Annotated in this window: 16 protein-coding genes; 10 read left to right on the forward strand and 6 right to left on the reverse strand. The window is 65.9% G+C overall.

The genetic code is table 11. From position 1 onward, the window contains the following. Positions 1-48: 48 nt before the first annotated feature. Both EDF58_RS11265 and EDF58_RS11270 read right to left on the reverse strand, forming a co-directional pair. Positions 49-3039, reverse strand: coding sequence for a TonB-dependent receptor (locus EDF58_RS11265; protein ID WP_132265496.1), 2991 nt, complete (start codon positions 3037-3039; stop codon positions 49-51). Positions 3040-3180: 141 nt separating this feature from the next. Then, entirely contained in the window at positions 3181-6228 is a 3048-nt protein-coding gene (locus tag EDF58_RS11270; protein WP_132265498.1) for a glycosyl hydrolase family 28-related protein, read from the reverse strand. Between the two features lie 212 nt (positions 6229-6440). On the opposite strand from EDF58_RS11270, the gene EDF58_RS11275 reads away from it, so the two are divergent. Continuing rightward, positions 6441-6926, forward strand: a complete 486-nt coding sequence (locus tag EDF58_RS11275; RefSeq protein ID WP_132266161.1) for a gluconokinase — start codon at positions 6441-6443, stop codon at positions 6924-6926. Between the two features lie 113 nt (positions 6927-7039). On the opposite strand, the gene EDF58_RS11280 is transcribed toward EDF58_RS11275, so the two are convergent. Both EDF58_RS11280 and EDF58_RS11285 read right to left on the reverse strand, forming a co-directional pair. Continuing rightward, positions 7040-7717, reverse strand: coding sequence for an FCD domain-containing protein (locus EDF58_RS11280; RefSeq protein WP_132265500.1), 678 nt, complete (start codon positions 7715-7717; stop codon positions 7040-7042). Positions 7718-7793: 76 nt separating this feature from the next. Then, the gene (locus EDF58_RS11285) at positions 7794-9140 is read right to left on the reverse strand and encodes a gluconate:H+ symporter (RefSeq protein ID WP_132266164.1); all 1347 of its coding nucleotides are present in this window, start codon (positions 9138-9140) and stop codon (positions 7794-7796) included. 334 nt (positions 9141-9474) lie between these two features. Between EDF58_RS11285 and EDF58_RS11290 the strand changes: the two genes are divergently transcribed. Genes EDF58_RS11290 through EDF58_RS11300 form a run of 3 tightly spaced genes read left to right on the forward strand, consistent with a single transcriptional unit; the run spans position 9475 to position 11901 of the window. Beyond that, a complete protein-coding gene (locus tag EDF58_RS11290) occupies positions 9475-9741 on the forward strand; it encodes a LuxR C-terminal-related transcriptional regulator (protein WP_132265502.1) in 267 nt (88 codons plus the stop codon). 46 nt (positions 9742-9787) lie between these two features. Beyond that, on the forward strand, positions 9788-10897 hold the full coding sequence (locus tag EDF58_RS11295; protein ID WP_132265503.1) for a Gfo/Idh/MocA family oxidoreductase: 1110 nt from the start codon (positions 9788-9790) through the stop codon (positions 10895-10897). After that, positions 10894-11901, forward strand: a complete 1008-nt coding sequence (locus EDF58_RS11300; RefSeq protein WP_132265505.1) for an SMP-30/gluconolactonase/LRE family protein — start codon at positions 10894-10896, stop codon at positions 11899-11901. Before EDF58_RS11295 ends, EDF58_RS11300 begins: the two co-directional genes overlap by 4 nt. Before the next feature lie 11 nt (positions 11902-11912). Here EDF58_RS11300 and EDF58_RS11305 read toward each other — a convergent pair whose 3' ends face one another. Next, on the reverse strand, positions 11913-12692 hold the full coding sequence (locus EDF58_RS11305; RefSeq protein ID WP_132265507.1) for a DeoR/GlpR family DNA-binding transcription regulator: 780 nt from the start codon (positions 12690-12692) through the stop codon (positions 11913-11915). 207 nt (positions 12693-12899) lie between these two features. Here EDF58_RS11305 and EDF58_RS11310 point away from each other — a divergent pair, with 207 nt between their 5' ends. From EDF58_RS11310 to EDF58_RS11320, 3 genes are all read left to right on the forward strand, one after another. Continuing rightward, a complete protein-coding gene (locus EDF58_RS11310) occupies positions 12900-15248 on the forward strand; it encodes a TonB-dependent receptor (protein ID WP_132265509.1) in 2349 nt (782 codons plus the stop codon). Between the two features lie 70 nt (positions 15249-15318). Further along, the gene (locus EDF58_RS11315; RefSeq protein WP_132265511.1) at positions 15319-17436 is read left to right on the forward strand and encodes a phospholipase C, phosphocholine-specific; all 2118 of its coding nucleotides are present in this window, start codon (positions 15319-15321) and stop codon (positions 17434-17436) included. A 339-nt stretch (positions 17437-17775) separates the two neighbouring features. Beyond that, positions 17776-19146 carry a DUF5690 family protein gene (locus tag EDF58_RS11320; RefSeq protein WP_243654194.1) on the forward strand — a complete coding sequence of 457 codons (1371 nt, stop codon included), beginning with the start codon at positions 17776-17778 and terminating at the stop codon, positions 19144-19146. Here EDF58_RS11320 and EDF58_RS11325 read toward each other — a convergent pair. Further along, the gene (locus tag EDF58_RS11325; RefSeq protein WP_132265513.1) at positions 19106-20317 is read right to left on the reverse strand and encodes an MFS transporter; all 1212 of its coding nucleotides are present in this window, start codon (positions 20315-20317) and stop codon (positions 19106-19108) included. The two genes, EDF58_RS11320 and EDF58_RS11325, sit on opposite strands and share 41 nt — an antisense overlap. Before the next feature lie 380 nt (positions 20318-20697). On the opposite strand from EDF58_RS11325, the gene EDF58_RS11330 reads away from it, so the two are divergent. From EDF58_RS11330 to EDF58_RS11340, 3 genes are read left to right on the forward strand one after another with little or no spacing between them, the layout of a single operon-like run. Beyond that, a complete protein-coding gene (locus EDF58_RS11330) occupies positions 20698-21924 on the forward strand; it encodes a CoA transferase (protein ID WP_207912923.1) in 1227 nt (408 codons plus the stop codon). Continuing rightward, positions 21921-22571 carry a GntR family transcriptional regulator gene (locus EDF58_RS11335; protein WP_207912925.1) on the forward strand — a complete coding sequence of 217 codons (651 nt, stop codon included), beginning with the start codon at positions 21921-21923 and terminating at the stop codon, positions 22569-22571. Before EDF58_RS11330 ends, EDF58_RS11335 begins: the two co-directional genes overlap by 4 nt. 48 nt (positions 22572-22619) lie before the next feature. Continuing rightward, on the forward strand, positions 22620-23198 hold the full coding sequence (locus tag EDF58_RS11340; RefSeq protein WP_132265515.1) for a cysteine hydrolase: 579 nt from the start codon (positions 22620-22622) through the stop codon (positions 23196-23198). Positions 23199-23210: the final 12 nt, after the last annotated feature.

Genomic DNA, 23210 nt, shown 5'->3' on the forward strand with positions numbered 1-23210 from the left:
ACGTGTATCCTGTCGTCGTCCCGGGGGCGACCCGGGACGACGAAAGCTTCAGAAATTGAAGCGGATGCCGGCGCGGTAGATCCGCCCCAGGGTGTCGTAGAGGGCCGGGTTCACGTCGAGCCCGGTGTTGGTCTGCGGCGAGGCGACGGGATCCTTGTCGAACAGGTTGTCGATCTTGCCGTAGAGTTGCAGGTTGTCGCCGAACTTGATCGTCGCGCCGACGTCCACGTAGAAGGCGCCCTTCATGGTGTTGTAGTCGATGGTCGGATGGTTGCCGGTCGAAACCGGGCAGGACGACTGGCACACGACGTACTGGTTGCCGAACGTGCCATCGCTGATCCAGCGTTCCTGCAGGGTCAGGCTGAAGCGGTCGCTGTCGTAGGTCTGCACCGCCAACCACTTCCAGTCGGGCGTGGCACCGGCGTTGTTGCCCGCCTGGTCGACCGGATCGACCCCCGCGATGCCGGCGCTGACGATGAACTTCTGGATATGCGTGGCCAGCGCGCGGACGGTGAAGCTGCCAGGCAGGCCCAGCGGCTGCTGCCACTGGTAGCTCGCCTCGATATCGAAACCGCTGGTCTTCCAGGAGGCGAGGTTGAAAGGCTGGACGTTGACGAAGTTGGTGCCCTGCGGACCATCCAGCTGGAAGCCGCCGCAGAAGGCCTGATTACCCTCGAAGCAGAAGCGCACGATCTGGTCGGCCGACAGGGTGGAGACCACGCCGTCGAGCTTGATGCGGTAGTAGTCGAACGAGAGGCTGAGGCCCGGCAGCCACGAGGGGCGCGACAGCACGATGCCCAGTTCGGTGTTGCGCGCCACTTCCGGCTTCAGGTTGGGATTGCCGATGGTGTTCTGGAAGATCTGTACCGCCTGGTTGCGGAACGGGTCGTTGAAGTTCGGTACCGTGGTGACCGTCGGCGCGGCGAAGAGTTCGGAGAGGTTCGGCGCGCGGACGTCGCGCGAGGTGACCGCGCGCAGGCGGATGCCGTCGAGCGGGGTGTCCCAGGTGCCGCCGACTTTCCAGGTCCAGACGGTACCGGAAGTGCTGTAATGCGTGGCACGCGCTGCGCCGTTGAGGTTGGCGCGGCCGATCGAGTCGCTGTTGAGCAGGGGCAGGTCGACTTCGACGTAGCCTTCGTAGACGTCGTACTTGCCGCTGCCGTTCTTGTAGTTGCCTGCCGCCCAGTTGCTGCCGAGCGTGGAGTTGAGCAGCGGATCGGCCGGATAGTCGGCGCTGTTGGGGCTGATGTCGGAGACGCCCGCACCATAGGGGTCGGCGTTCACGCGATAGAACTCGCGTCGGTATTCGCCGCCGAACGCCACCGAGACCGGGCCTGCCCAGGAATCGAAGGGATTGCCCGAAAAGTTCGCGCTGAGGACGTCCTGGGTCAGCTTGGTGTGCTGGAACGGCCCGTTTTCGTGCGGGGCGACATAGGCGAGCGCGGCGTCGGAAGGTGCGAAGTTGCCGAAGATGTTGATCGGCTGGCACCCGTTGGCGCGCGCCACCGGATCGGCGCAGACGATGGCGCCGTTCAGCGTGGTCGCATTGGTCGCCGCCACGTAGCGGTTCTGCAGCACGATGTCGCGAACCCTGATGTCCGAGATGGTGATGCCGTGCTCATAGTAGGCGTCATAGTTCCACGAGGTTCCCACCGCGTCGAACGCGCCCTTGAGACCGCCGACGAAGCGGTACTGCTTGCGGTCGGTATCGACGCGCGGATCAGGGAACGAGCCGTTGCTGGTGCCGAATCCGAAGCTCGTGATACCCGCGGCGGTGCAGCGATCGCGCACCAGCTGCGGCAGGAACGGATTGGCGCATTGCACCGTCAGCGAAGGACGGTTGTAGCCGGGGCTGGGCTGATTGTGGGTCTTCACCTGGGCGATGTTGACGGTGACGTAGGCTTCGTTGTTCTCGGCGAAGTCGTAGCCGATGCGGCCATAGCCGTTGATGCGCTCCAGCGCGGACTTGAGCGAGGCGCCCGAGCCCGGTGCGCCGGACAGATCGCCGCCTTCGCAGAAGCTGTTGCCGCGATAGCAGTTGCTGACCTGGCCATTGCCGAGCGGCTGGCCGTTCGACCCGTAGTTGAAGTTGTAGGGCGTGCCGTTGGCATCGAAGGCGATGCCCTGGAGAGGGCCATTGTTGATGAGGCCGTAGCGGGCATATTGGTAGGGCTGCGCAAAGTCGCGATAGTTGAACTGCGGCAGGCCGTTGTTGGTCTGGCCGGTGTTCATCAGCGTGGTCGCGCGATACCAGTCGCGGCTGCCCGCAAGGTCGGTGCCGAAGTCTCCGGCGCCGACGCCGCCTTCGTGGTCGTACTCGCCGCTGACCACCACATGCAGGCGGTCGTCGAGGAACGACTTGCCCCATGCCGCCTGGACGAGCGCGGTCTCATCGTCGCCGTACTTGGTGATGCTGCCAAGGATGTTGCCCTTGAAGCCTTCGAACCGGGTGTCGGTGATGAAGTTGACCACGCCGCCGACCGCGTCGGAGCCATAGGAAGCGGAGGCGCCGCCTGTCACCACGTCCACGCGCTTGACGAGAAGCTGAGGGAACATGCTGATATCGGGCACGCCGGTCACGTTCGCGCCGACGACGCGCTGCCCGTCGAGCAGGGTCAGCGTGCGGATCGGCTGCAGGCCGCGCAGCGAGAACGAGCTGAGGCCCTGCTGGCCGCTTGACGTGCTGAAGGTGCCCGTCGACGCGCCGGTCGAACCCTGGAGCGAGGGCAACTGCGCGATCGTGGTAAAGATGTTCGGCTGGGCGTTGGCGGTGATCTGTTCTTCGCCGATGACGGTCGTGGGCGTCGGCGCGTTGAACCCGCTGGTGGTGATGCGCGAGCCGGTGACGACGATCTCCGCGGCCTGACGGTCCGGGGCTGCGACGCCCGTGGGCGTGGTCTGAGCAAGAGCCTGTGCGGCCGTTTCCGGCGCGTCCTGCGTCTGTTCCTGGGCCTGCGCCGTGCCGGCGAGGGCTACGGCGACGAGCGCAACGAGGCTGGCCCCGGCGCGCTGTCGATGGATTGCTGTCCTCATTTTCATCGTCCTTCCCCTTTTACTTCCGGGCCGTCTCTCCCAAGACGACCCTCCCTTTTTCTGATGACGCATTTTGCAGACCATGTTCGGGCCGATCGGCTTTCATGCCTGTTCCGTTCATGCCTGTTCCGTTCATGGCCGCCTCGTTCATGGCCGTGCGGCGTAAAGTGCGTGATGTGTCAGGATGAACAGCGTGCCGCCGTCCGCTCCGCCGAACAGGATCTGGAGCGGCCGGTCCGGTACGTCGATGCGCGCCTGTTCCTTGCCGTCCGGCGTGTAGATGTAGACTTGCCCGTTCGCGACGAAGACGCGGCCCTGCCGGTCTACCGCCACGCTCTCGCCGCCGCGACCGGCGAAGGGCTTGAGGCCCTGCAGAGCGCCGCCGCTGCCGATCGTGGCGCTGTAAGTCATGTTCTGCGAACCGTTGGTGACGAAGACCTGCTCGCCCGGCTTACCGCCGATCAGGCCGTTGGCATCGAGGCTGTGCGACCAACGCCAGCCGACGTGGTCTTCCGGCCCCTGCTGCCACACGCGGAAGGCCGGCAGCGCCAGGCTGCCGTCGGGCGAGACATATTCCATGGCCTTGGCGGACCCGGCATCCTGCGCGAACATCTCGGCCAGGGTGGTGAACTGGTAGGTCTTCGGATCGATCTGGTCGCGGAATTCGCCATTGATCCACCAGTTGACAGGGAGCAACGTGCGGGCCGCGGATTTTCCGCGTACCGGCGTAGGCGCGATCACGGTCATCGCGTCTTTCGGGCCATCGGGATCGAAGGCGTAGACGCCCCCCTTCGGGCCGAGCGAGGACAGGACCAGCAACTGGCCCGAGGCATCGACGGCCAGGTTTACGGGGTCGAGCGCGTTGTCGCGCACGACTTCGAGGCCTTTGTCCGCAGTCCAGCGATGGATGCGCTGGAAGCGGCGGTCGATGAAATAGAGCGAACCCCTGGCATCCGCGGCCGCGCCCGAGATCGACCAGAACCCTTCCGCCAGCTTCTCCACGGGGATCGCGGAAGGCTGCGCGGGCGTACCGGCAGCCTTGCCCGGCGCGCCGATGTCGAGGCTGGCGAATTCGCGCTCGCGCACCAGGCTGCCGCTGGACACATCTTCGATCGCATTGTCGAAGGGATACTTGCTGGCACGCAGGAAGGTGCCGCAGCCCTCGTCGTCGCAGGTCGCGTAGCCGCTTTCGGCGTTGACGTGGACGTTGCGGAAACGGATCTCGCCCGAGTTGAACAGCTTGGCGGCGCTGCGGGCCGGGTGGTAGCTGCGCGTCACGCGGTAGGCGTGGTAGTTGGCGAAGAGGAGATTGCGCGAGTTGCGGATTTCCAGCGAGACGGCGTTCGGCCCGTCGCCCACTTCCTGCTCGGTCTGGGGCGCCAGGAACTCCCAGTTCTCCACTTTGTCGAGCACGATCTCGTTGCGGGCGTGATGCTCGACCGACATCTCGTAGACGTGGCCGGGGGTGCTGGTGTTCGTCACCATGAAGCCCGCCTGCGCGAACGTGTTCGGGCTCCACACGTCAGCGAAAGTGCCGCCGCCGCCGTCGGTCACCCAAATGCTGGGGTACTGGGCATCCCAGCGTCCATCGGCAACCGGATCGCCGCTGCGTGCGCCGAGCGAGCCAAGGGGCTTGCCATCGGCCGTGGGCGTGCCGCCGCCGCCCATGATCTTCACGTCCTCGACAAGGCTGTTCTCGCCCGAGCGCCAGAGCAGGGCGCTCGCGCGCGGGTTGATACGGCCGGTGAACAGGCCGATGCCGGAGAGCACGTTGTCTCCGCCGCGCGGGCTTTCGAGGATGGGGAGGACTGCGCCGAGCCCGGCATGGGCCGGATTGCCGTCCGGAATGTAGAGCTGGGTCAGCGCCGGATGAAGCCCGATCAGCACGCTGTCCGGCCGCAGGGTCAGGCGGTTGGTGACCTTGTAGAACCCGGCCGGCAGGTAGAGCACACGATTGGTGTCGATGGCGCGCTGGAGGGCGGCGGTATCGTCGGTGCGGCCATCGCCCATGACGCCCAGGCTGTGCACGTCGACCCATTCCGACATCGGGGGCAAGTCGCGGATCGCAGGCTTGCGCGCGGCGGGCAGGGCGGGGAGGGCCTCCATATCCGCCTTCGTCGCGTAATCGCCGTCGCTTCCGAGCGAGGGCACGGCGAGGCCATAGGAAAAGTCGGAGACCTTGTAGGCCTTGCCCTTGCCGGCGACCGACCGGCCGCTGTCCCGGAAACGGGCGAAGACCGGCGTGCCGCTGGCAAGGGCATTCTCGAAGCCGATCTGGGTGAAGACGTTGTTCTCGTTGGAGATGACGACGCCCGCGCGGCTGACATTCTCGAACCGGACGTCCTTGCCCCAGAGCGAATCGCCGTAGCCGCGGTCGACCTCTATTCCCACCGGCGTGTCGCGGATCAGCACATTGACCATGGTGAGGCCAACTTCGTGTTCGCGGATGGCGGCATCGCGCTGGCCGTCGAAGCTGGAATCGATCAGCGTGAATTGCCAGGCAGGAGAGGTCTTCTCGGTAACGATGCCGTAGCGGCCGCCGTGGAAGCGCACGTTCTCGATCACGTTGCCGGCCTGGTAGACGCCCGCGAAGGCCGACCCGAGGCGGAAGTCCATGTGGCTGAGGAAGGCGTGCTGCGCCATGCGGAAGCGCACCCCGGCGGCGGCCTGGTTGCCTTCGCCGATCTCGATATCCAGATTGCTCATGGCCGAATAGAACGTGCCGGAATTGGCGTCGCGCACGGTCTTGTCGCGCGGAACCACGGTGGGCACGGGGACGGGCACCTGGCCGACCGCGTATTGATCGTCTCCGGCGAAGACGATCATGGTCGATACGCCCTTCTGGAAGCCGGGGGTGCGCGGGGCCAGGAAGATGGTGGGGCGCTCCTGCCCGACGCCGTAGACCCGCACTCCTGCCGGAACCACCAGCGTGCGGGTGATCCGGTAGCGGCCGGAAGGCAGGAAAACGATGCCGTGTCCGCTGGCGTCGCGCGCCTTGTCGAAGGCCTGCTGGATGGCGGCCGTGTCATCGGTGCGGCCGTCTCCGGCGGCTTTCACGGTCACCGCGCGCGGTTCGGCCGGGGCGACAGGAAATACGGAAGGCCCGCTCTCAAGAACGGCAGCGGCCGCGCCGCCCGCGGGAACGAGCGCGCTGGCCGCCAGCAAGGCCGCCGTTATTCCGCCGCGTCCGATCATTTCCCGCCTCCCTGTCGGTTTATCTTTGCCTGTTGCTAATGCGGAAGCGCGGACTTGGCACTTGCGACAAAGGTCGTAGTTCCCAGGTCGGTCGCCGCGCTTCTATAGGTCGCCCATCATCGCGGTGCGCTTTGCGGCATCGCCCGGGCTGCAAGGACCCCGTTTTGCCAAAATCCTCAGGAAGCGCCTTTCCTCGCGGCGCGATCATCGTCATGGGCGTCAGCGGTTGTGGCAAGTCCACACTCGGCGCATTGCTGGCCGAGGCGCTCGATTGCGCCTTTCTGGAAGGCGATGCCTATCACTCGCCCGAAGCGGTGGCGAAGATGCGCGCCGGACATGCCCTGACCGACGAAGACCGCTGGCCCTGGCTCGACCGCCTGGGCCGGGCGGCGGACGAGGCGGTTTGCGAGAATGGCCGGGTGATCGTGGCATGCTCGGCCTTGCGTCTGGTCTACCGCGACCGCTTGCGTGCGGCCATCGAGGCGGGCGCCCGCTTCGTGCTGCTGGAAGCGAGCCGCGACGATCTCTTCACGCGGCTGGAGAACCGGCCGGGGCATTACATGCCTGCCAGCCTGCTGGACAGCCAGCTCGCCACGCTCGAAGGGCCGCTGGACCGCGAGCAGGCCGTGGTGCTCCCCAGCGAACAGCCACCGGAAATCCTGCGCGATTCCGTGCTTCGCATGCTTCGCGGCGGCTGAACCTCCAGGCCTTCGGCGCAGTCCCCACGCCGCCTGGCGGCACACACCCCCACATCGCCTGGCGGCACACGCCCCCACGCCGCCTGGCAAGGCCTGTGGGGCCTTTCTCAGGTTCAGGGCATCAGGCGGCGGCGCCCCTCCCAGAGGTGCCAGCGCATCGCCAGGGCGGCCCCTTCGGCATCCTGTGCGCGAATGGCCTCGACGATGACTTCGTGTTCGCGCAGCATGGTGGCGATCACTTCGGGCGGGCGCGAACGGGAGATGTCCACGCCGGCGCGCATGATCTTCTCGACATCGGACCAGAGCGCATCGAAAGCGACCAGAAACGCCGGGTTCCCGGTGGCGGCCGCGATGCGGCGATGCAGCTCCATGTCTTCGGCATGGGCGGGCGCGTTGGACAGCAGGGCACTGCGCAGCAATTCCATGCCGTCCTCGACATGGACCATTTCCACCGAAGTACGCCGGGTGGCGGCCAGGCGGGCGGCCTCCGCTTCCAGAACGAACCGTACTTCGTAGCTGCCCAGGGTGGCGGGAAGCTCTGCCATCGGCATGAAGGCGGCGAGGCGCTCGGAAGGGCGGCTCTTGACGAAAGAGCCTGCTCCGCGCCGCGCCTCGGTGATGCCGTCCGAGGCCAGCCGCACCAGGGCCTCGCGCACTATGGCGCGCGATACGCCGAACATCTCTGCCAGGCCCGCCTCGGACGGCAGGCGTGAGCCGACCCCGAGGTTCCTGGACTTGATGATCTCGACGATGCCCGCATAGGCCTGATCGGAAAGCCGCGTCTGGTTCATCGAGTTTCCTGTTTGTCCATCATCGTTTGCAGTCGGCGGCCCGCCAGTGCGGGCCGGTTACCGGGATGGTCCTTTGTTAGATGATGCTGCTGGCCGCAAGCACCAGCAGCAGTCCGACCACGGCGACCACGGTTTCCATGATCGACCATGTGCGGAACGTTCCTGGCATGTCCGTGCCGAGGTAGCTCTTCACCAGCCAGAAGCCCGGATCGTTGACGTGCGAGAAGAACAGCGAGCCCGCGCCGATGGCCAGTACCATCCATTCGGGCTCTACGCCCGAACTGGCGACCAGTCCTTCCATGACGCCGGCCGTGGTGATCGTCGCCACGGTGGCCGAGCCGGTGGCCAGGCGGATGCAGACCGAGACGCCCCAGGCCAGCAGCAAGGGCGAGATCGCCCCGCCGCCCGCCAGACGCACCAGCATGTCCGAAAGACCGGCGGTGACGAGGACCTGCTTGAGCGCACCGCCGGCGCCGATGGCCAGGAGGATGCCGCCCGCGGGCGCCATGGCCTCCAGCCAGATCGCGTCCTGAATGCGGCGCTCGCCGAGGCGGCCTCCGAACAGCAGGGGCAGGGCAACGAGGTTGGCGATGAGCAGGGCGATGACGGGATCGCTCACCCAGCCGAGCCAGGCCAGCTTCGCGGCGACCGCTGGCGGAGCGATGGCGACGGCCTGTCCCGCGGCGATCAGCACCACCGGCAGCAGGACCGCGGTGAGGGTGCGGCCGACCGAGGGCGTCGCCACGTCGATCGTCTCGGGCGCGAGCAGCGGCGGGCTGAGTTTCACGCCGGGCGCGGTAAAGCGGGCGAGCACCGGGCCGGCGATGATCGCGGTGGGAATGCCCACCAGCAGGCCGTAAGCCAGGGTGAGGCCGAGGTTGGCGCCAAGGGCATTCACGGCGAGCAGCGGTCCGGGGTGCGGCGGCACGAGGGCGTGGACTACCGAGAGACCCGCCAGTGCCGGCAGCATCAGCCGCAGCTTGGAAGCGTCATCGTCCTGGCCCTTGGGCAGCGCCGCCGCGGCCGAGGCGACGATCGGCAGCAGCAGCACCAGTCCGGTCTCGAAGAACAGCGGCAGCCCGATCAGCAGTGCGGTGAAGAGGCTGGCCCAGGGCGCGCCCTTGACGCCCGACACGCCGAGCGCGGCTCGCGCCAGCCCGGCCGCGCCGTTCGACAGTTGCAACATGGCGCCAAGCCCGAGACCCAGGGCGACCACCAGGCCGGTGCCACCCAGGATCGAGCCGGCGCCCTTCTCCACGGCCTTTGCCGTTTCATCCAGCGGTATGCCGGCCAGCACGCCGACGGTGAAGGCGCCGCACAGCAGTCCCACGAAAGGATGCAGTCGCCCGCGGACGATGAGCGCAATCGACAGCGCGATGCCGACGATGGCGGACAGGACGAGCCTGATGTCTTCCGGCGTCATGATGCCTGCGATTCCGATGCGGTCGATGCTGCTGCGGGGAATCGGACATTCTTCCATGGGCCACACGCCCGCGCTCGACGAAATGACAGGGTCATCCCTCGCCTCTCCCTAGTCTTTGCTTTGTGATCGGGTTGGCAATACCACCCAAACCTGTTGGACAGGTTATAGCTGGAAGATCGGCATATTCTAGACAATTTAGTGTGAGAGGTAAGATTTCTCTTGAACCTGTCAGACTGATTCCATTATCACTAGGCTTAACGAACTCCGGTGCGGCAGGCTCTCAGCGGGCATGCGCGGTACCTCAAGAACCGAGTCATTTAGGGGAGAGAAAGAGATGCACCTGGTTGCAGATCTGTGCACGGTTCCCGTCAGTCAGGATGTTGCCGCGCGGGAGGCTCCGGCCGAACCGCTCCATTTCACGCCGACCCAGCTTAAAGTGCTGCGCTGCGTGCGTTCGGGGCTTTTGAACAAACAGATCGCCTATGAACTCGGCATGGCCGAGGCGACGGTGAAGGTCCACATGACGGCGCTCATGCGCAAGCTGAACGTGCGCAACCGAACGCAGGTCGCCATCGCGGCGGGACGTCTGGCGCGCGCGTGATCGCGCATCCGTCGTGGGGCAGGAACGGCAACGTGGGGACAGGACGATGACGACAGGTTCGCGGCGCGAGGTTCTGGGAATGGGCGCGGGACTGGCGGCGGCGGGAGTCGCTGCGGGGTTTTCTGCGCAGGCCTTCGCGGCGCCGCGCAAGATCGGCTATGCCGTCGTCGGCCTGGGCTACTACGCCACCCGGCAGATCCTGCCGAACTTCGCCAATTGCGAACAGTCGCGGCTGGTTGCGCTGGTCAGCGGCACGCCGTCCAAGCTGGAGCAGTACGGCGCGCAATACGGCATCCCCAGGACGCATCGCTACAACTATGCCGAGTTCGACCGCATCCGCGACAACCCGGATATCGACGCGGTCTATGTGGTCTTGCCCAATAGTCTCCATGCCGAATACACCATCCGCGCCGCTCAGGCGGGCAAGCATGTCCTTTGCGAAAAGCCCATGGCCACCTCGGTGGCGGAATGTCAGGCGATGATCGCGGCCTGTCGCAAGGCCGGGAAGAAGCTGATGATCGGCTATCGCTCGCGGTTCGAACCCTACAACCGCCTGGCGATCGAATTGGCGCGGGGCGGTCATGTCGGTCCGACGCGGCTCGTCACGGCGGAGCACGGCTTTCCCATTCAGCCCGATCAATGGCGGCTGGACAAGGCGCTTTCCGGTGGCGGGTCGATGATGGACATCGGCATCTACAGCCTCAACGCCGCCCGCTACCTCACCGGCGAGGAGCCGGTGGAAGTGAGCGCGGTGGAATCGACCGACCGTGCCGATCCGCGTTTCCGCACCGTGGAGGACCGCGTCAGCTTCGTGCTCCGCTTCCCATCGGGCGTGCAGGCGAACTGCATCTCCAGTTACAGTTCTTCGCACAATGCCTACCGCGTGCATGGCACCCAGGGGTGGATCGCGATGGAGCCGGCCACGCCCTACACCGGACAGGCGATGACGATCCGCAAGGACGGTGTCACTGCACCGAGGACGCTGCCGCCGCCCGCGCGTAATCAGTTCGCCGGGCAGCTCGATCACCTCGCCGAATGCGTGCTGACCGGCGGCGCCCCCATCGTCGCGGGCGAAGAAGGACTTGCGGACATGCGTATAATAGAGGCGATCTATCGATCGGCGGCGGAGCGCCGCATCGTCGAGCTGAAGGCATGATCGATCGCCGCATGATGCTGGCCGGCCTCGCCGCCGTGCCGCTGCTCGACGCGGTGGGTGCCGAGGCCAAGGCGCCGGCGATCGGCACTGTGCGCCGCCTCGATCCGGCGCTCGACAGGATCGTCGCGCCCGGCGCTTCGGTGACGCGTCTTGCCGAAGGATTTCGCTGGGCGGAAGGCCCGGTCTGGGTTCCCGGCAGCAACTGCCTGCTCTTCGGCGATCCGCCAAGCAATACAGTCCACCGCTGGACGGCGGCAAAGGGCGTAGAGATATTCCTGCGTCCCTCGGGACTGCAGACGCCGGTCCCTGCCGCGATCCGGGAGCCGGGGCTCAACGGGTTGGCGCTGGATGCGCGAGGGCGGTTGATTGCGGCGGACAGCGGCTCGCGGGCGATCGTGCGGATCGACCTCGCCACGCGCCAGCGGGAAACGCTGGCCGACCGTTTTGACGGCAAGCGTTTCAACAGCCCCAACGATCTCTGCGTCGCCAGGTCCGGCGCGATCTATTTCACCGACCCGACGTATGGCCTGGCGGAAGGCGACGATTCGCCGCTGCGCGAAGTGGCGTGGTGCGGGTTATATCGTCTGTCGCCGGACGGCCGGGTGGACCTGCTGGACCGCAGCCATCGCCGCCCCAACGGCGTCGCGCTCTCGCCGGATGAGCGGACGCTCTATCTGTCGCTGTCGGACGAGACCCGTCCCGAAGTGCTGGCCTATCCACTCGGCGCGGACGGAATGATCGGTGAAAGCCGCCAGTTCCTCGACATGCGCGCGCAGCATGATGCCGGCCGGCCGGGGCTGCCCGACGGGATCAAGGTCGGCGCCTCCGGGCACGTCTTCGCGACAGGGCCGGGCGGCGTCCACGTCTGCACGGCCGACGCGCGGCTGCTCGGCGTGATCGAGACGGGCAAGGCGATCGCCAATTGCGCGATAGGGAAGGGCGGCAAGGTCCTGTTCCTTACCTCTTCCGACAGCCTGGCCGTGATTCCGCTGCGCAGTTCCTGAGCGCCGCGCCGTCAGCCGCCCTGGAGGGCCGGCTCGCTGAGGTGGATCGCCGTCCCGCCGCCTCTTGCAGCGTCGATGAGCGGCGGCGGGGGCGGCAGATCCGTCACGAGGTCATGAATCTGGCCGAAGTCCGCGACATGGACGGTGCCCACCCGTGAGAACTTGGCGTGGTCGGCCACGACGACGATGCGCCGCGCGCGGTCCAGAAGGGCCCGCTTGAACGCGGCTTCGTCCGGATCGAAATCGAGAAAGCCATGGTGCGCGTCGATGGCGCCCATGGAGAAGATGGCGATGTCCGGCAGGAAACCGCGGACCATGCGGACCGCGTCGGCATCGAAAGCCGCGCGGTAGTCGGCATTGAGCATGCCGCCCGCCAGGAAGACGCGGTGGTCGGAACGGCCCAGCAGGTCCGCCGCCACTTCGACGCTGTTGGTCACCAGGGTGAGCCCTTTCCGATGCCCCAGTTCCTGCGCCACCCAGAAGGAAGTGGTGCCGGAATCGATGAACACCGTCATCCCGTCCTGCACCAGGCCCGCGGCGTGGCGGGCGATCGAGCGCTTGGCTTCGAGCTGCTCGCGAAGGCGTTTGCGATAGGGCGCTTCCAGCCGCGGGGCGGGCAGGGTGACGCCGCCATGCACCTTGATCACCGAACCGTTCGCCTCAAGCTGCCGCACGTCGCGGCGGATCGTCTCCTCCGAGACGTCGAAGCGCAGGGCCAGTTCGGAGATCGAACAGGACCCTCGCTCGTCCAACGCGGCCAGGATCGCGGAAATGCGGTCGGCCTGTATCATGCAGTTTCCCCCTGACGAACGTGCCTGCCGACCATGCTTGTTTGTGCTTGTGAGGGCAAGTGGGTTCTTGCCCGTATCATGGCGGTCTATGTGGATTTAATCCAGCAAAGCCACAAAATGTCACAGACCTGTAATCGGAGGCGCCTAGCTCGCCGTCAACGGCTGAATGGCCGAGGCCAGGGTGCTGCATCTTCAGGGGAAGCAGAAATGAAGACATGGATGATCGGAACGGCGATCCTCGCGATCGCTGCGGCAACGACGCAGGCGCACGCCGAGGATGCGGCGGCAGCGCCGACCGCGGAAGCGCCCGACAGCGGTGACACGGCGTCGAACGAGGACATCGTCGTCACCGGCGAGGCTGTGCACTTCGCCAATACCCGCGTCACTCCTGAGATGATCGAGCGCCAGTCGGCATTGACCAGCGTGAACGATGTCATCAACGAGCTTCCGGGCGTTTTCGTTTCGGAAGGCGATGCTTTCGGTTCGTCGGACTGGGCGACTTCCATCTCCATCCGCGGCTTCACGCAGATCGGCACCACCATCGACGGCCTGCCCAACGGCGGCTCGGGCTATGGCGGCGGCTCCAAGGCGAACCGCTACATCGACGTTCTGGACTTGCGGACGGTAGAAGTGTCCCAGGGCACCGCCGACATTTCTTCGCGCTCCAACGAAGCGCTCGGCGGTACGCTCAACTACGTGACCTCCGATCCCGAGAACGACTTCCGCGTTCGCCTTTCGGGCGCAGCGGGCGATTATGGCGCGCAGAAGTTCTATGCCCGCGTCGATACCGGTGAGTTCGCACCCGATACCCGCGCCTATATCAGCGCCTCGCACTCCAAGGCGCACGACTGGATCGGCGGCGCCGGCAAGACCAGCCGCGACCACCTGAGCGCCAAGATCACCAGCACGCTCTCCAACGTCAATCTGACCGGCTTCCTGTCCTACGACGATGCCGACGAATCCGAATTCGGCTCCGTCTCGCTGGCGCAGTTCGAGGCCGATCCCGACCACGACGTCTATACCGACAACTGGACCGGCATTCCCTATATCGACCAGAACTACCGCGCCGGTTCGCGTGCACTGCGCAAGAACCTGTTCGGCTATCTGCGCGGAAAGGTCGACCTGGGCGAAGTGAAGCTCTCGCTGACCGGTTACTACCACCGGATGCGCGGCCGGGGTGACTGGCTTCCGCCCTATCTCGTGGATGTGACCGCAGATGGCGCCGGGGCGACCGAGAGCGAATATGCGGGCGGCTCCACCGTGATCGGCGGCAGCGCGCTGGGCCAGGTCTATTTCCTGACGCCCACCGGCGCTGCGGCGACCATGATCGCAGGTTGCACCGGCACGGCCGGCATCCCGGCCCAGTATTCGCCGAGCTGCTATGCCGCCGATGCCACCGGCGCGATGTCCTACCGCCACACCCACTACGAAAACGACCGCGTCGGCTTCACCGCTGACGCCGATTGGACCCATGATTTCGGCGCGATCACCAATACCCTGCGCGCAGGCGCCTGGTACGAGAACGTCAATGCCAACCAGGTTCGCGACTGGCACCGTGTAAAGAACCCGCTGCTCGGCCTGGCCTATGACACGACGCCCTACTGGGTCCAGTTCAGCACCGACTACGACACTAACGAATTCGTCTATTACGCGCAGGACGCCGTGACTTACGGCAACCTCACGGCGGCTTTCGGCATCAAGCAATACTTCCTGAAGCAGACGCGGGCCGAGCTGTTCGATGATCAGGTCAGCACCGGCATCACCTCGCATTCCGATCCGCTGATCTCGGCGGGCCTGACCTGGAAGGCACCGATCGACGGGTTGGAATTCTTCGCCGGTTATGCGCAGAACTTCTCGGCCATCAGCAACGGCGTTCTGGGCGAATCGCAGGAAGTGATCGATCGCATCAAGCCGGAAACGGCCGACAGCATCGAAGTGGGCGCCCGCTACAGCACGCCGCGCGTCCAGGCCTCGATCACCGCTTACGACATCAAGTTCGACAACCATATCGTCTCGATCTCTTCCAACCTGGTCACCGGCATCGACTATCTGGAGCAGCAGGAAAGCGTCTATCTCAACGTCGGCGGCGTGCGCAGCCGCGGCGTGGAGGCGGCGCTGGCCTATCGCCTGCCGATGGGCCTGATGCTTTCGGGCAGCTACAGCTACAACCACGCCGTCTACATCGGCACCGGCAATGCCGAGCAGGATGCGGACGTTGGCATCACGCCGGGCGTTCAGGTCGAAAGCTCGCCGCGCAACATGTGGGTGCTCTCGGCCGACTACAAGCGAGACTTCTTCAAGGCCGGTCTCTCGACCAAGTTCGTCGGCGATCGCTTCATCGATACCGTGGGCGGCGAAGTGGCGCAGTCCTACACGCTGCTGGGCGGCTATATCGGGGTTGACCTTGCCGACTTCTCGGACAAGCTGCGCGGCATGGCGGTGACGCTCCAGGCGACCAACATCACCGACAAGCGCTATCTGGGCGGCGGCGGCGGCGGCGCGGCTTTCCTCGGCGCACCGCGCACGGTAACCGCATCGCTGACGTTCGACTTCTGAACTGAAATTGCAGACCGGGAGTGTGGCAGCTGCAAAGCCCCATGCTCCCGGTTCTCCCTGAGGATACTCGATGGCCGATCTCTCCCGCCGATCGCTTCTTGCCGGAGCCGGAACCGCCATGCTGGCAGGTCTTCCGGCGTCCATCGCCCGCGCGGCGGCCATCGCGCCCGACATGCGCAGCGGAACGATCGCGGATGTGGAGCATGTGGTGATCCTGATGCAGGAGAACCGCAGCTTCGATCATTATTTCGGCACCTTGCGCGGCGTGCGCGGCTTTGCTGACCGCTTGCCGATCCCGCTGGTCGCGCCGGATTCCGGTGCAGGAACGGGCACGGCGACGGGCGCTGCGAGCGGCATGGGCGGCGAACGCAAGGTCTGGCAGCAGCAGGACCGTCATGCCGCCGGCGGCGCAAGGATGGTTGCGCCTTTCCATCTCGACACCCGGCGCGAATTCGATCTCATGCGGGTGGAGAGCACGCCGCACACCTGGCCGGATGCCCAAGCCGCCTGGAACGAGGGCCGCATGGGTAACTGGCCGGAGGCGAAGCACCAGCGCGCCATGGGCCACTATCGCCGCGCCGACATTCCCTTCCAGTTCGCGCTGGCGGAAACCTTCACCATCTGTGACGCCTATCACTGCGCGATCCAGACCGGCACCAATACCAACCGCCTGTTCCTCTGGAGCGGCACCAACGACCCGCAGGGGCGGGCGGGCGGCCCTGCCATCGGCAATTCGCACGATGAATTTCCGGAAAAGGGCGGTGCGGCCGACGACTATCTCTGGACCACCGTGCCCGAGCGCCTCCAGGCGGCGGGGATCGACTGGCGCATCTACCAGGACATGGCGGACAACTTCACCGACAATCCTCTGGTCGGCTTCCGCGCCTATCGCGAGGCGCACCGGGGCAAGGGCGATCCGGCCCTGAAAGAACGGGCCCTCACCACCCAGGCGCTAGACCGGCTGCGGTCCGACGTGGTGGCAGGCCAATTGCCGCAAGTGAGCTGGATCGTCGCGGACGCGCGCAGCAGCGAGCATCCCGGCCCCTCCAGCCCGGCACAGGGCGCGGTCTATACGTCGCGGGTGCTCGATGCCCTGACCGCCAATCCGCGCGTCTGGGCGCGCACGGTCCTGCTCGTGATGTTCGACGAGAACGACGGGTTCTTCGACCATGCGCCGCCCCCCGCGCCGCCTTCCCGTCTGTCCGACGGGACAGTGCTGGGCGCCTCCAGCGTGGACCTCGCCGGTGAATATCATGAGCGCTCCGCCCCCGGCGAGGCGAAGATTGACTTGCCGGAACTCCGGGGGCGTCCTTATGGCCTTGGCCCGCGCGTGCCGATGTATGTCGTTTCGCCGTGGAGCCGTGGCGGCTGGGTCAACTCGCAAGTGTTCGACCATACTTCGGTGATCCGTTTCCTGGAGACGCGTTTCGGCATTCACGAGGCGAACATTTCGCCCTGGCGCCGTGCCGTGTGCGGCGATCTGACTTCCGCTTTCGACTTCACGGCGGCAGATCGGGACCCGTTCGGCCCCCTGCCGGACCCCGGTGCGGACGCCCTGCGCGCCGCGGCCGTGGGCCGCCAGCCCGATCCGGTCGCGCCGCCCACGGACGAGATGCTCTGGCAGGAGCCGGGCCTCAGGCCCTCGCGCGCTTTGCCCTACCGGCTGGAAGTGTCCGACCGGTTGGGCGAAAGCGGGATCCTCCTGCAATTCTCGGCTGAGGGTGCGGGCGCCGTTTTCCACGTCTACGATCGGCACGCGCTTTCGGCTCCACCTCGCCGCTACACCGTGAGCGCTGGCCAGGCACTGGACGGTCGCTGGGGCTGGAGCGCATCGGGGGGCTACGATCTCTGGGTGCTGGGGCCGAACGGCTTCCACCGCCACTTCGTGGGTCACCGCGACGATCCATCGCCGGACCTGACGTGGCGGCTTGGCGGGGCGAGCCTGTCCTTGCGGTCCGCTGCGCCGAAGGCGGCCGGTCTGCAGGTCCTGTCACTCGGCCTGAAGGGAGAGCGCAAGGAAGCGGCGCTGAAGGGCGGCCATGCCCGCCTGTCCTTGCGCGAAACGCGCGGCTGGTACGATGTCACCGTCACGGCCGCGCAGGGCAGCCTCTGGCAGCGCCGCCTTGCCGGACGGCTCGATGAGGTTGGTCAGGCGACGACCAGCGATCCCTTCACGCCCTTAGAATAAACCGTTCGAACAGCGCGTCCGCCGCGGCGTCCATCACCTCTCGGCTGCAGAGACCTTGCCGCATGTCACCGTGGTGACGTGCGGCGCAGGCATGGGGGCAGCCGTCGCCATTGGCGAGCGAGTCGCAGGTGCCGCAACCGGTGCTTTCTCGCTAGGAGGTCGCAGGATGCCCGGAATTGTTGCCGAATGTCGGAAAAGGGCGAAGCTTCGGGCACCTTCGGCGCGCCCATGCTGCGGCATCCCGGAACACTTCGGCGCGATATCGGGCTTGATCGGGCACGCCGCATGAACACGCTGGCGGCGGAGCGAATGCCGGCCTGGAGTGGGCCGGACGCTGCCATGAAAACTAGGCCCTCGCTGGGCCAAGCATTGGCCCGGGGGCCTTCGTGGATGCTGGCACTCTACGGGGGGCTGGCCAGTTTCGCGGCCTATTTCTCCATGTATGCCTTCCGCAGGCCCTTCGCCGCCGCGACATATGCGGACGTGCCGGGCTGGGAGGGCGTGGTGGACTTCAAGGTCGCGCTCGTAATCGCGCAAGTGGCCGGATATGCGCTCTCTAAGTTCATCGGGGTGAAGGTCGTGTCCGAGATGGCGGCGACCCGCCGTGCCGGCGCCATCGTCGGCCTCGTGGCGTTTTCGTGGGTAGCGCTGGTGCTGTTCGCGGTGTTGCCGCTCTCGTGGAAAGTGCTGGCGCTGTTCCTCAACGGCTTGCCGCTGGGCATGATCTGGGGCCTGGTCTTCGGCTATGTCGAAGGACGGCGCACCAGCGAAGTGCTGGCATCCATCCTTTGCGCCAGCTTCATCGTCTCGTCCGGCGTGGTCAAGTCGGTCGGCCTCTGGCTGATGACGGCCATGGACATCAGCGAGTTCTGGATGCCCGCGGCGACGGGACTGGTGTTCTTTCCGGTGCTGCTCGTCGCGGTCGTCGGCCTGTCCCAAATGCCGCCGCCCAGTCCGCAAGAACAGGCCGAACGCATGGCCCGACCCCCGATGGCCGCCGCTGCGCGCCGCGAATTCCTGCGCGATTACGGCCCCGGCGTGGCCTTTCTGGTGCTCGCCTACGTCCTTTTCACCGCACTGCGAGACTTGCGCGACAACTTCGCTGCCGAGATCTGGAGCGAACTGGGCTATGCGGGCGTTTCCGAGGTCTTCACCGCCAGCGAGCTGCCGATCGCGGTGGTGACGCTGACGATCCTCGGCAGCCTCGTGATGGTGCGGGACAACCGCCGGGCTTTGATGGCGGTGCATGTCATCGTCATGGCCGGCGCGCTGCTGATCGGACTTTCCACCCTGGCGTTCCAGCTCTCGTGGATCGCGCCCCTGCCGTGGATGATCCTTTCCGGTCTGGGGCTCTACCTGGGTTACGCGCCTTTCAACGCCATGCTGTTCGACCGGCTGGTCGCGGCCAGCCGAAGGGCGGGGACAGCGGGGTTTCTGATCTACGTGGCCGATGCCTCGGGCTATGGGGGCAGCGTCGCGCTCACGCTGCTGCGCAACGTCCCGGGCGTGTCGCTGGACTGGCTGCACTTCTTCATCTGGCTCGCCTATGCCTCGTCCGCCGCTTGCCTGGCGATGATGGCAGCCTCCGCCTGGTATTTCCGCGTAAGGCTGGGGCAGGGCGGGAAAGCCATGCGCGCCGCGCCGCGGGAGCGTGCCGCCGCGTCGTTCGTCAGGCCGGAACCGGTTCGCCCGGCGGGCTGTTCGGCATGAACAGCAGCAGGATCGCGCCCGCCAGGACCGCCACGCCGCAGAACGTCAGGAAGGGCCCGAAACTGCCCCCGCCGCGCAAGGTCAGGCTGAGTATGATCGCACCCGTGGAAGCGGCGCCGGCGATGATGGCCGTCATCATACCCATGACCGTGCTGTAGACCTGCACCCCGAAGGCGCGCGCGACCAGGTAGCTGATGAGGTCGCCTTCGGCCCCGATCGTCAGGCCGATCAGCACGACGCCAAGAGCCACGATGGCCGGCGATGAAAGCGGGGATGCCATCACGAACAGGCCCACGGACGAAAGCGCCATGGCCGCGAAGGCCACGAGGTGTGCGGGGAGCCGGTCCAGCGCCAGGCCGCAGGCGAAGCGCCCGGCAAGCGTGCCGCTCGCAAATGCGGAGATCATGACGGCAATGCCGCCCGCGCCGACACCCTTGTCTAGCAGCATGAGGTTCAATTGCGTGAGCGCGATGATCTGCGGGAGATTGCAGAGCAGCATGGCACCTGCCAGCACCCAGAACGCCCGGTTGCGAAATATGGCCGGATAGTCCTCACGCGCGGCGCGGCGCGTGACCCCGGCGCCGCCGCCACGCTTTTCCGAAGGCATCAGCACCAGCGCCAGTCCGCCAAGCAGTGCGGAGACCACGGCGACCAGGACATAGCCGGCCCGCCAGCCCTGCGCTTCCACATACTGGTTGAGTAGTGGCGCGGCCAGCACGCCCATCGCGGCGGGGCCCGAGGCCACAATCGCCAGCGCGACGCCCCGGGCATGGACGACATGTTGCACCACCACCCGGCTATAGACGGTGGCCGTGGTCGTGATGCAGATGAGGCCCATCGCCACGAACAGGGCAATATAGACGCGGATGTCGCCGTTCATGCGGCTTAGCAGACCGTATCCGACCGGACAGGCGATCACGCCGACGAAGGCCGTGCGCCTCACGCCCACAACGTCCGTAAGGCGCCCGATGAACGGGAACACCAGCACGCAGACGAGCGTGAGACTGCCGACCGCAGCGAACTCGGCCTTGGACCAGCCGAATTCGCGCAGCAGGTGCGGGGCCATGATGCTGGTGATATAGCTGGTGATCGAATAGCCCGAGCTGAGGCCGATGACGGCCGCCAGCAAGGGGCGCCACTGGGCGCGGAGTTCCTGAAGGTATGCCGGCATCTTCCCTCTCCGAAACCCGTATCAGTTCGCCCGGACGACTGTGCACACGGCTCAGACCACCGGCATTATCGGCAAGGGTTTCGCTCATCGTGCAGGATGCATCAAGCGACCGCGTATCAGCCCGGCGATATGAGGAACGAACATCTGAAATTGATGCCAAACCAGCGCGAGAATGCAGGTTCGATCTTATTCCGTGCAATACTTGCCATCAACCCATCGATCATGGAATGGTCTGGGGGTGCCGAAAATCCGCGCGCAAAACGGCGCCATAGCGGTCCATGCGGTCCGCTGTGGCGATATCGGCAGTGCCGAGATTTCAAACGCAACGAACGGGCCTGCCTCACCTTGATGTAAAATGCATTATCTATAGACGATTGCCCATGAGCACATCTTTCATGCCTCTTGCCGGCAAGCGCGTCCTGGAACTTGGGACCATGATCGCGGCCCCTTTTGCCACGCATATCCTGTCGCAGATGGGCGCCGAAGTCATCAAGATCGAGCCGCCCGCAGGCGATACCACGCGGTCGCTGGTTCGCGGCGGGCCGTCGGGCACGATCATCGCCTACAGCCATTCCAAGCGGGCGATCTGTCTCGACCTGACCACGGAGGCAGGCAAGGACGTCTTCCGCAGGCTGGCCGCGAGCGCCGATGTCGTGATCCACAATCTGGCGCCTTCGGCCGCCCGCAAGCTGGGTGTCACCGCGGACGATTTCCTCGCGGAGAATCCTAGGGGGATCCACGTCCACATCAAGGGCTATGCCCATGGCCCACAGGCGGACGACCTCATGACGAACCCGATTGCCGAAGCGGCGACAGGGGCGATGGACGATCACCGGGTGGACCAGCGGCCCACGCGTTTCGGGCCGTCCTACCACGACCAGTTCGCGGGAACCTATGCCGTCATCCGCGTGCTGGGCGCTCTGCTCGATCCCGAAGCGCCGGAAGCCGCGCGCCGGATCGAGATCGGCCTCTACGAGACCGGACTTCATCTGGCGGCCCGCGACCTGGCCGGAATGCAATTGAAAACGCAGCTTCTGGGCCGCCTTGAAAAGGAGGGCGGCGGCGAGTTCTCAATGCCGGGTTATGGCGCCTATCTCACGGCGGACGCGCGCTGGGTCTACCTGTTGATCCTGACCGACGCGCATTGGGCGAAGCTGACCCGCGCTCTGGACATGCCAGAAGACGGCAATCCCGACTATGCCAGGCTGCGCGATCGCAAGAAGGCGCGGGATGTGGTGGAGGCTGCCGTCCAGGCGGCAGTGGCTGGTTTCGATTTCGAGGACATATCCGCTCGGCTGCGCAATGCGGGCATCGGTTTCAACGAAGTCATGCCGCTGGAGCGCGTCCTGGATGCGCCGCAGGCGCGGCAGCCGGGCAAGCTTCGATCGCTGGATTTCCGCGGGTTGGACTTCGAGGTCCCTGAATTTCCGGGTCACCCGCAAGTTGCGTCCAATCTCCCGCCGCCCGAGATCGGCGAACATACCACCACGCTTCTGGAGGAACTCGGGTACGGGGCGGCGGAGGTGGAGGACCTATTGTCATCGGGCGCTGCCAGGGCCTATCAGACCGGCGATTTCGCCTGGGCGCCGGTACGGGACAAGAGATGACGGACAAGATGATGCATTATCGCACGAAAGAGGAGCAAGTCGCCGATTTCTTGCGTGAAGGCATCATCTCCGGCCGTTTTCCGCGCGGGGCCAGGCTCAAGCAGCAGGAAATCGCCACGATGCTGAACACCAGCATCACGCCGGTCCGCGAAGCGCTCAAACTGCTCGCGGCCGAGGGGTATGTCCTGGGCGACAATTACCGCGGCGCGACCGTGGCCCCGTTCGATATCGAGGCTTCCAGTGAAGTGCTGGCGCTGCGCATTCTTCTGGAAACGCAACTGGTTCGCGGCGCGGTGGCATGCGTGACGAGCGAGGATATCGCCGAATTGAAAGTGCTGGCGGACAAGTTCGCCGCGGCGTTCGAAGCGGGCGAGAACGAGGCGGTGCGGGCGGCCAACTATCGTTTTCATCATCGTATGTTCGAAATTGCCCGAATGCCGCAGACCCTGCACTTCGTGCAGATCCTTTGGGCGCGCTATCCCTTCGATCTGATCAATCGCCTCAAGGGCCGCGTCAGCCGCGCGGCCGAGGAGCATGACGAACTGCTGGCTGCGCTTATCGCCGGGGACACCGCCACGGCCATGCTGGCAACCCGCCAGCACATCGAGGCCGGCTTCAACGAATTGCGCCGTTCGGTGGCGGGCTGAGGTCCGCGCACTCTATTCCATCATCCTCAGGCAGGAGTTCCACGTCCCATGAAAACGCTTTTCCTCGTCATGGACATGTTGAACGATCTCGTCGCCGAAGACGGTTTCAGCGCCGGGAGCTACGGCGTTCAGGTGGCGGAGCGCAAGGTTCTGCACAACACCGCAGCTGCTCTGGCGGCGGCGCGAAGCGCAGGGGCGCGGGTGGGTTACGTCCGGATCGGGTTCTCGGCAGACTACCGGGAAGCGCCTGAAAACTCGCCGATCTTTTCCGGTGCCCGCCAGAACGGCATCTTCAAGCTTGGCACCTGGGGCACCGAAGTCCACGAGGCTTTGGCGCCGCGCGAGGGCGACTTCGATATCGTGAAGCACCGTGTCAGCCCCTTCTACGCGACCTCGCTCGAGGCGATATTGCGGGCGCATCGGATCGAACGATTGGTGCTCTGCGGCGTCTCCACCAACGGGGTGGTGCATTCGGGCGCGAGCGAGGCTCATGATCGGGATTACGAGGTGGTGATCCTGGAAGACTGCTGCGCCGGCGCGACAATGGATGAACACGCTCAAGCCCTGGCCTGCCTTGGCCGTTACGCCCGCATCGTGCCCAGCACCGCCTTCAACTGGACCGAATGACGGCCGCCGGAT

The organism is Novosphingobium sp. PhB57, assembly GCF_004342985.1.
GTDB lineage: Bacteria > Pseudomonadota > Alphaproteobacteria > Sphingomonadales > Sphingomonadaceae > Novosphingobium.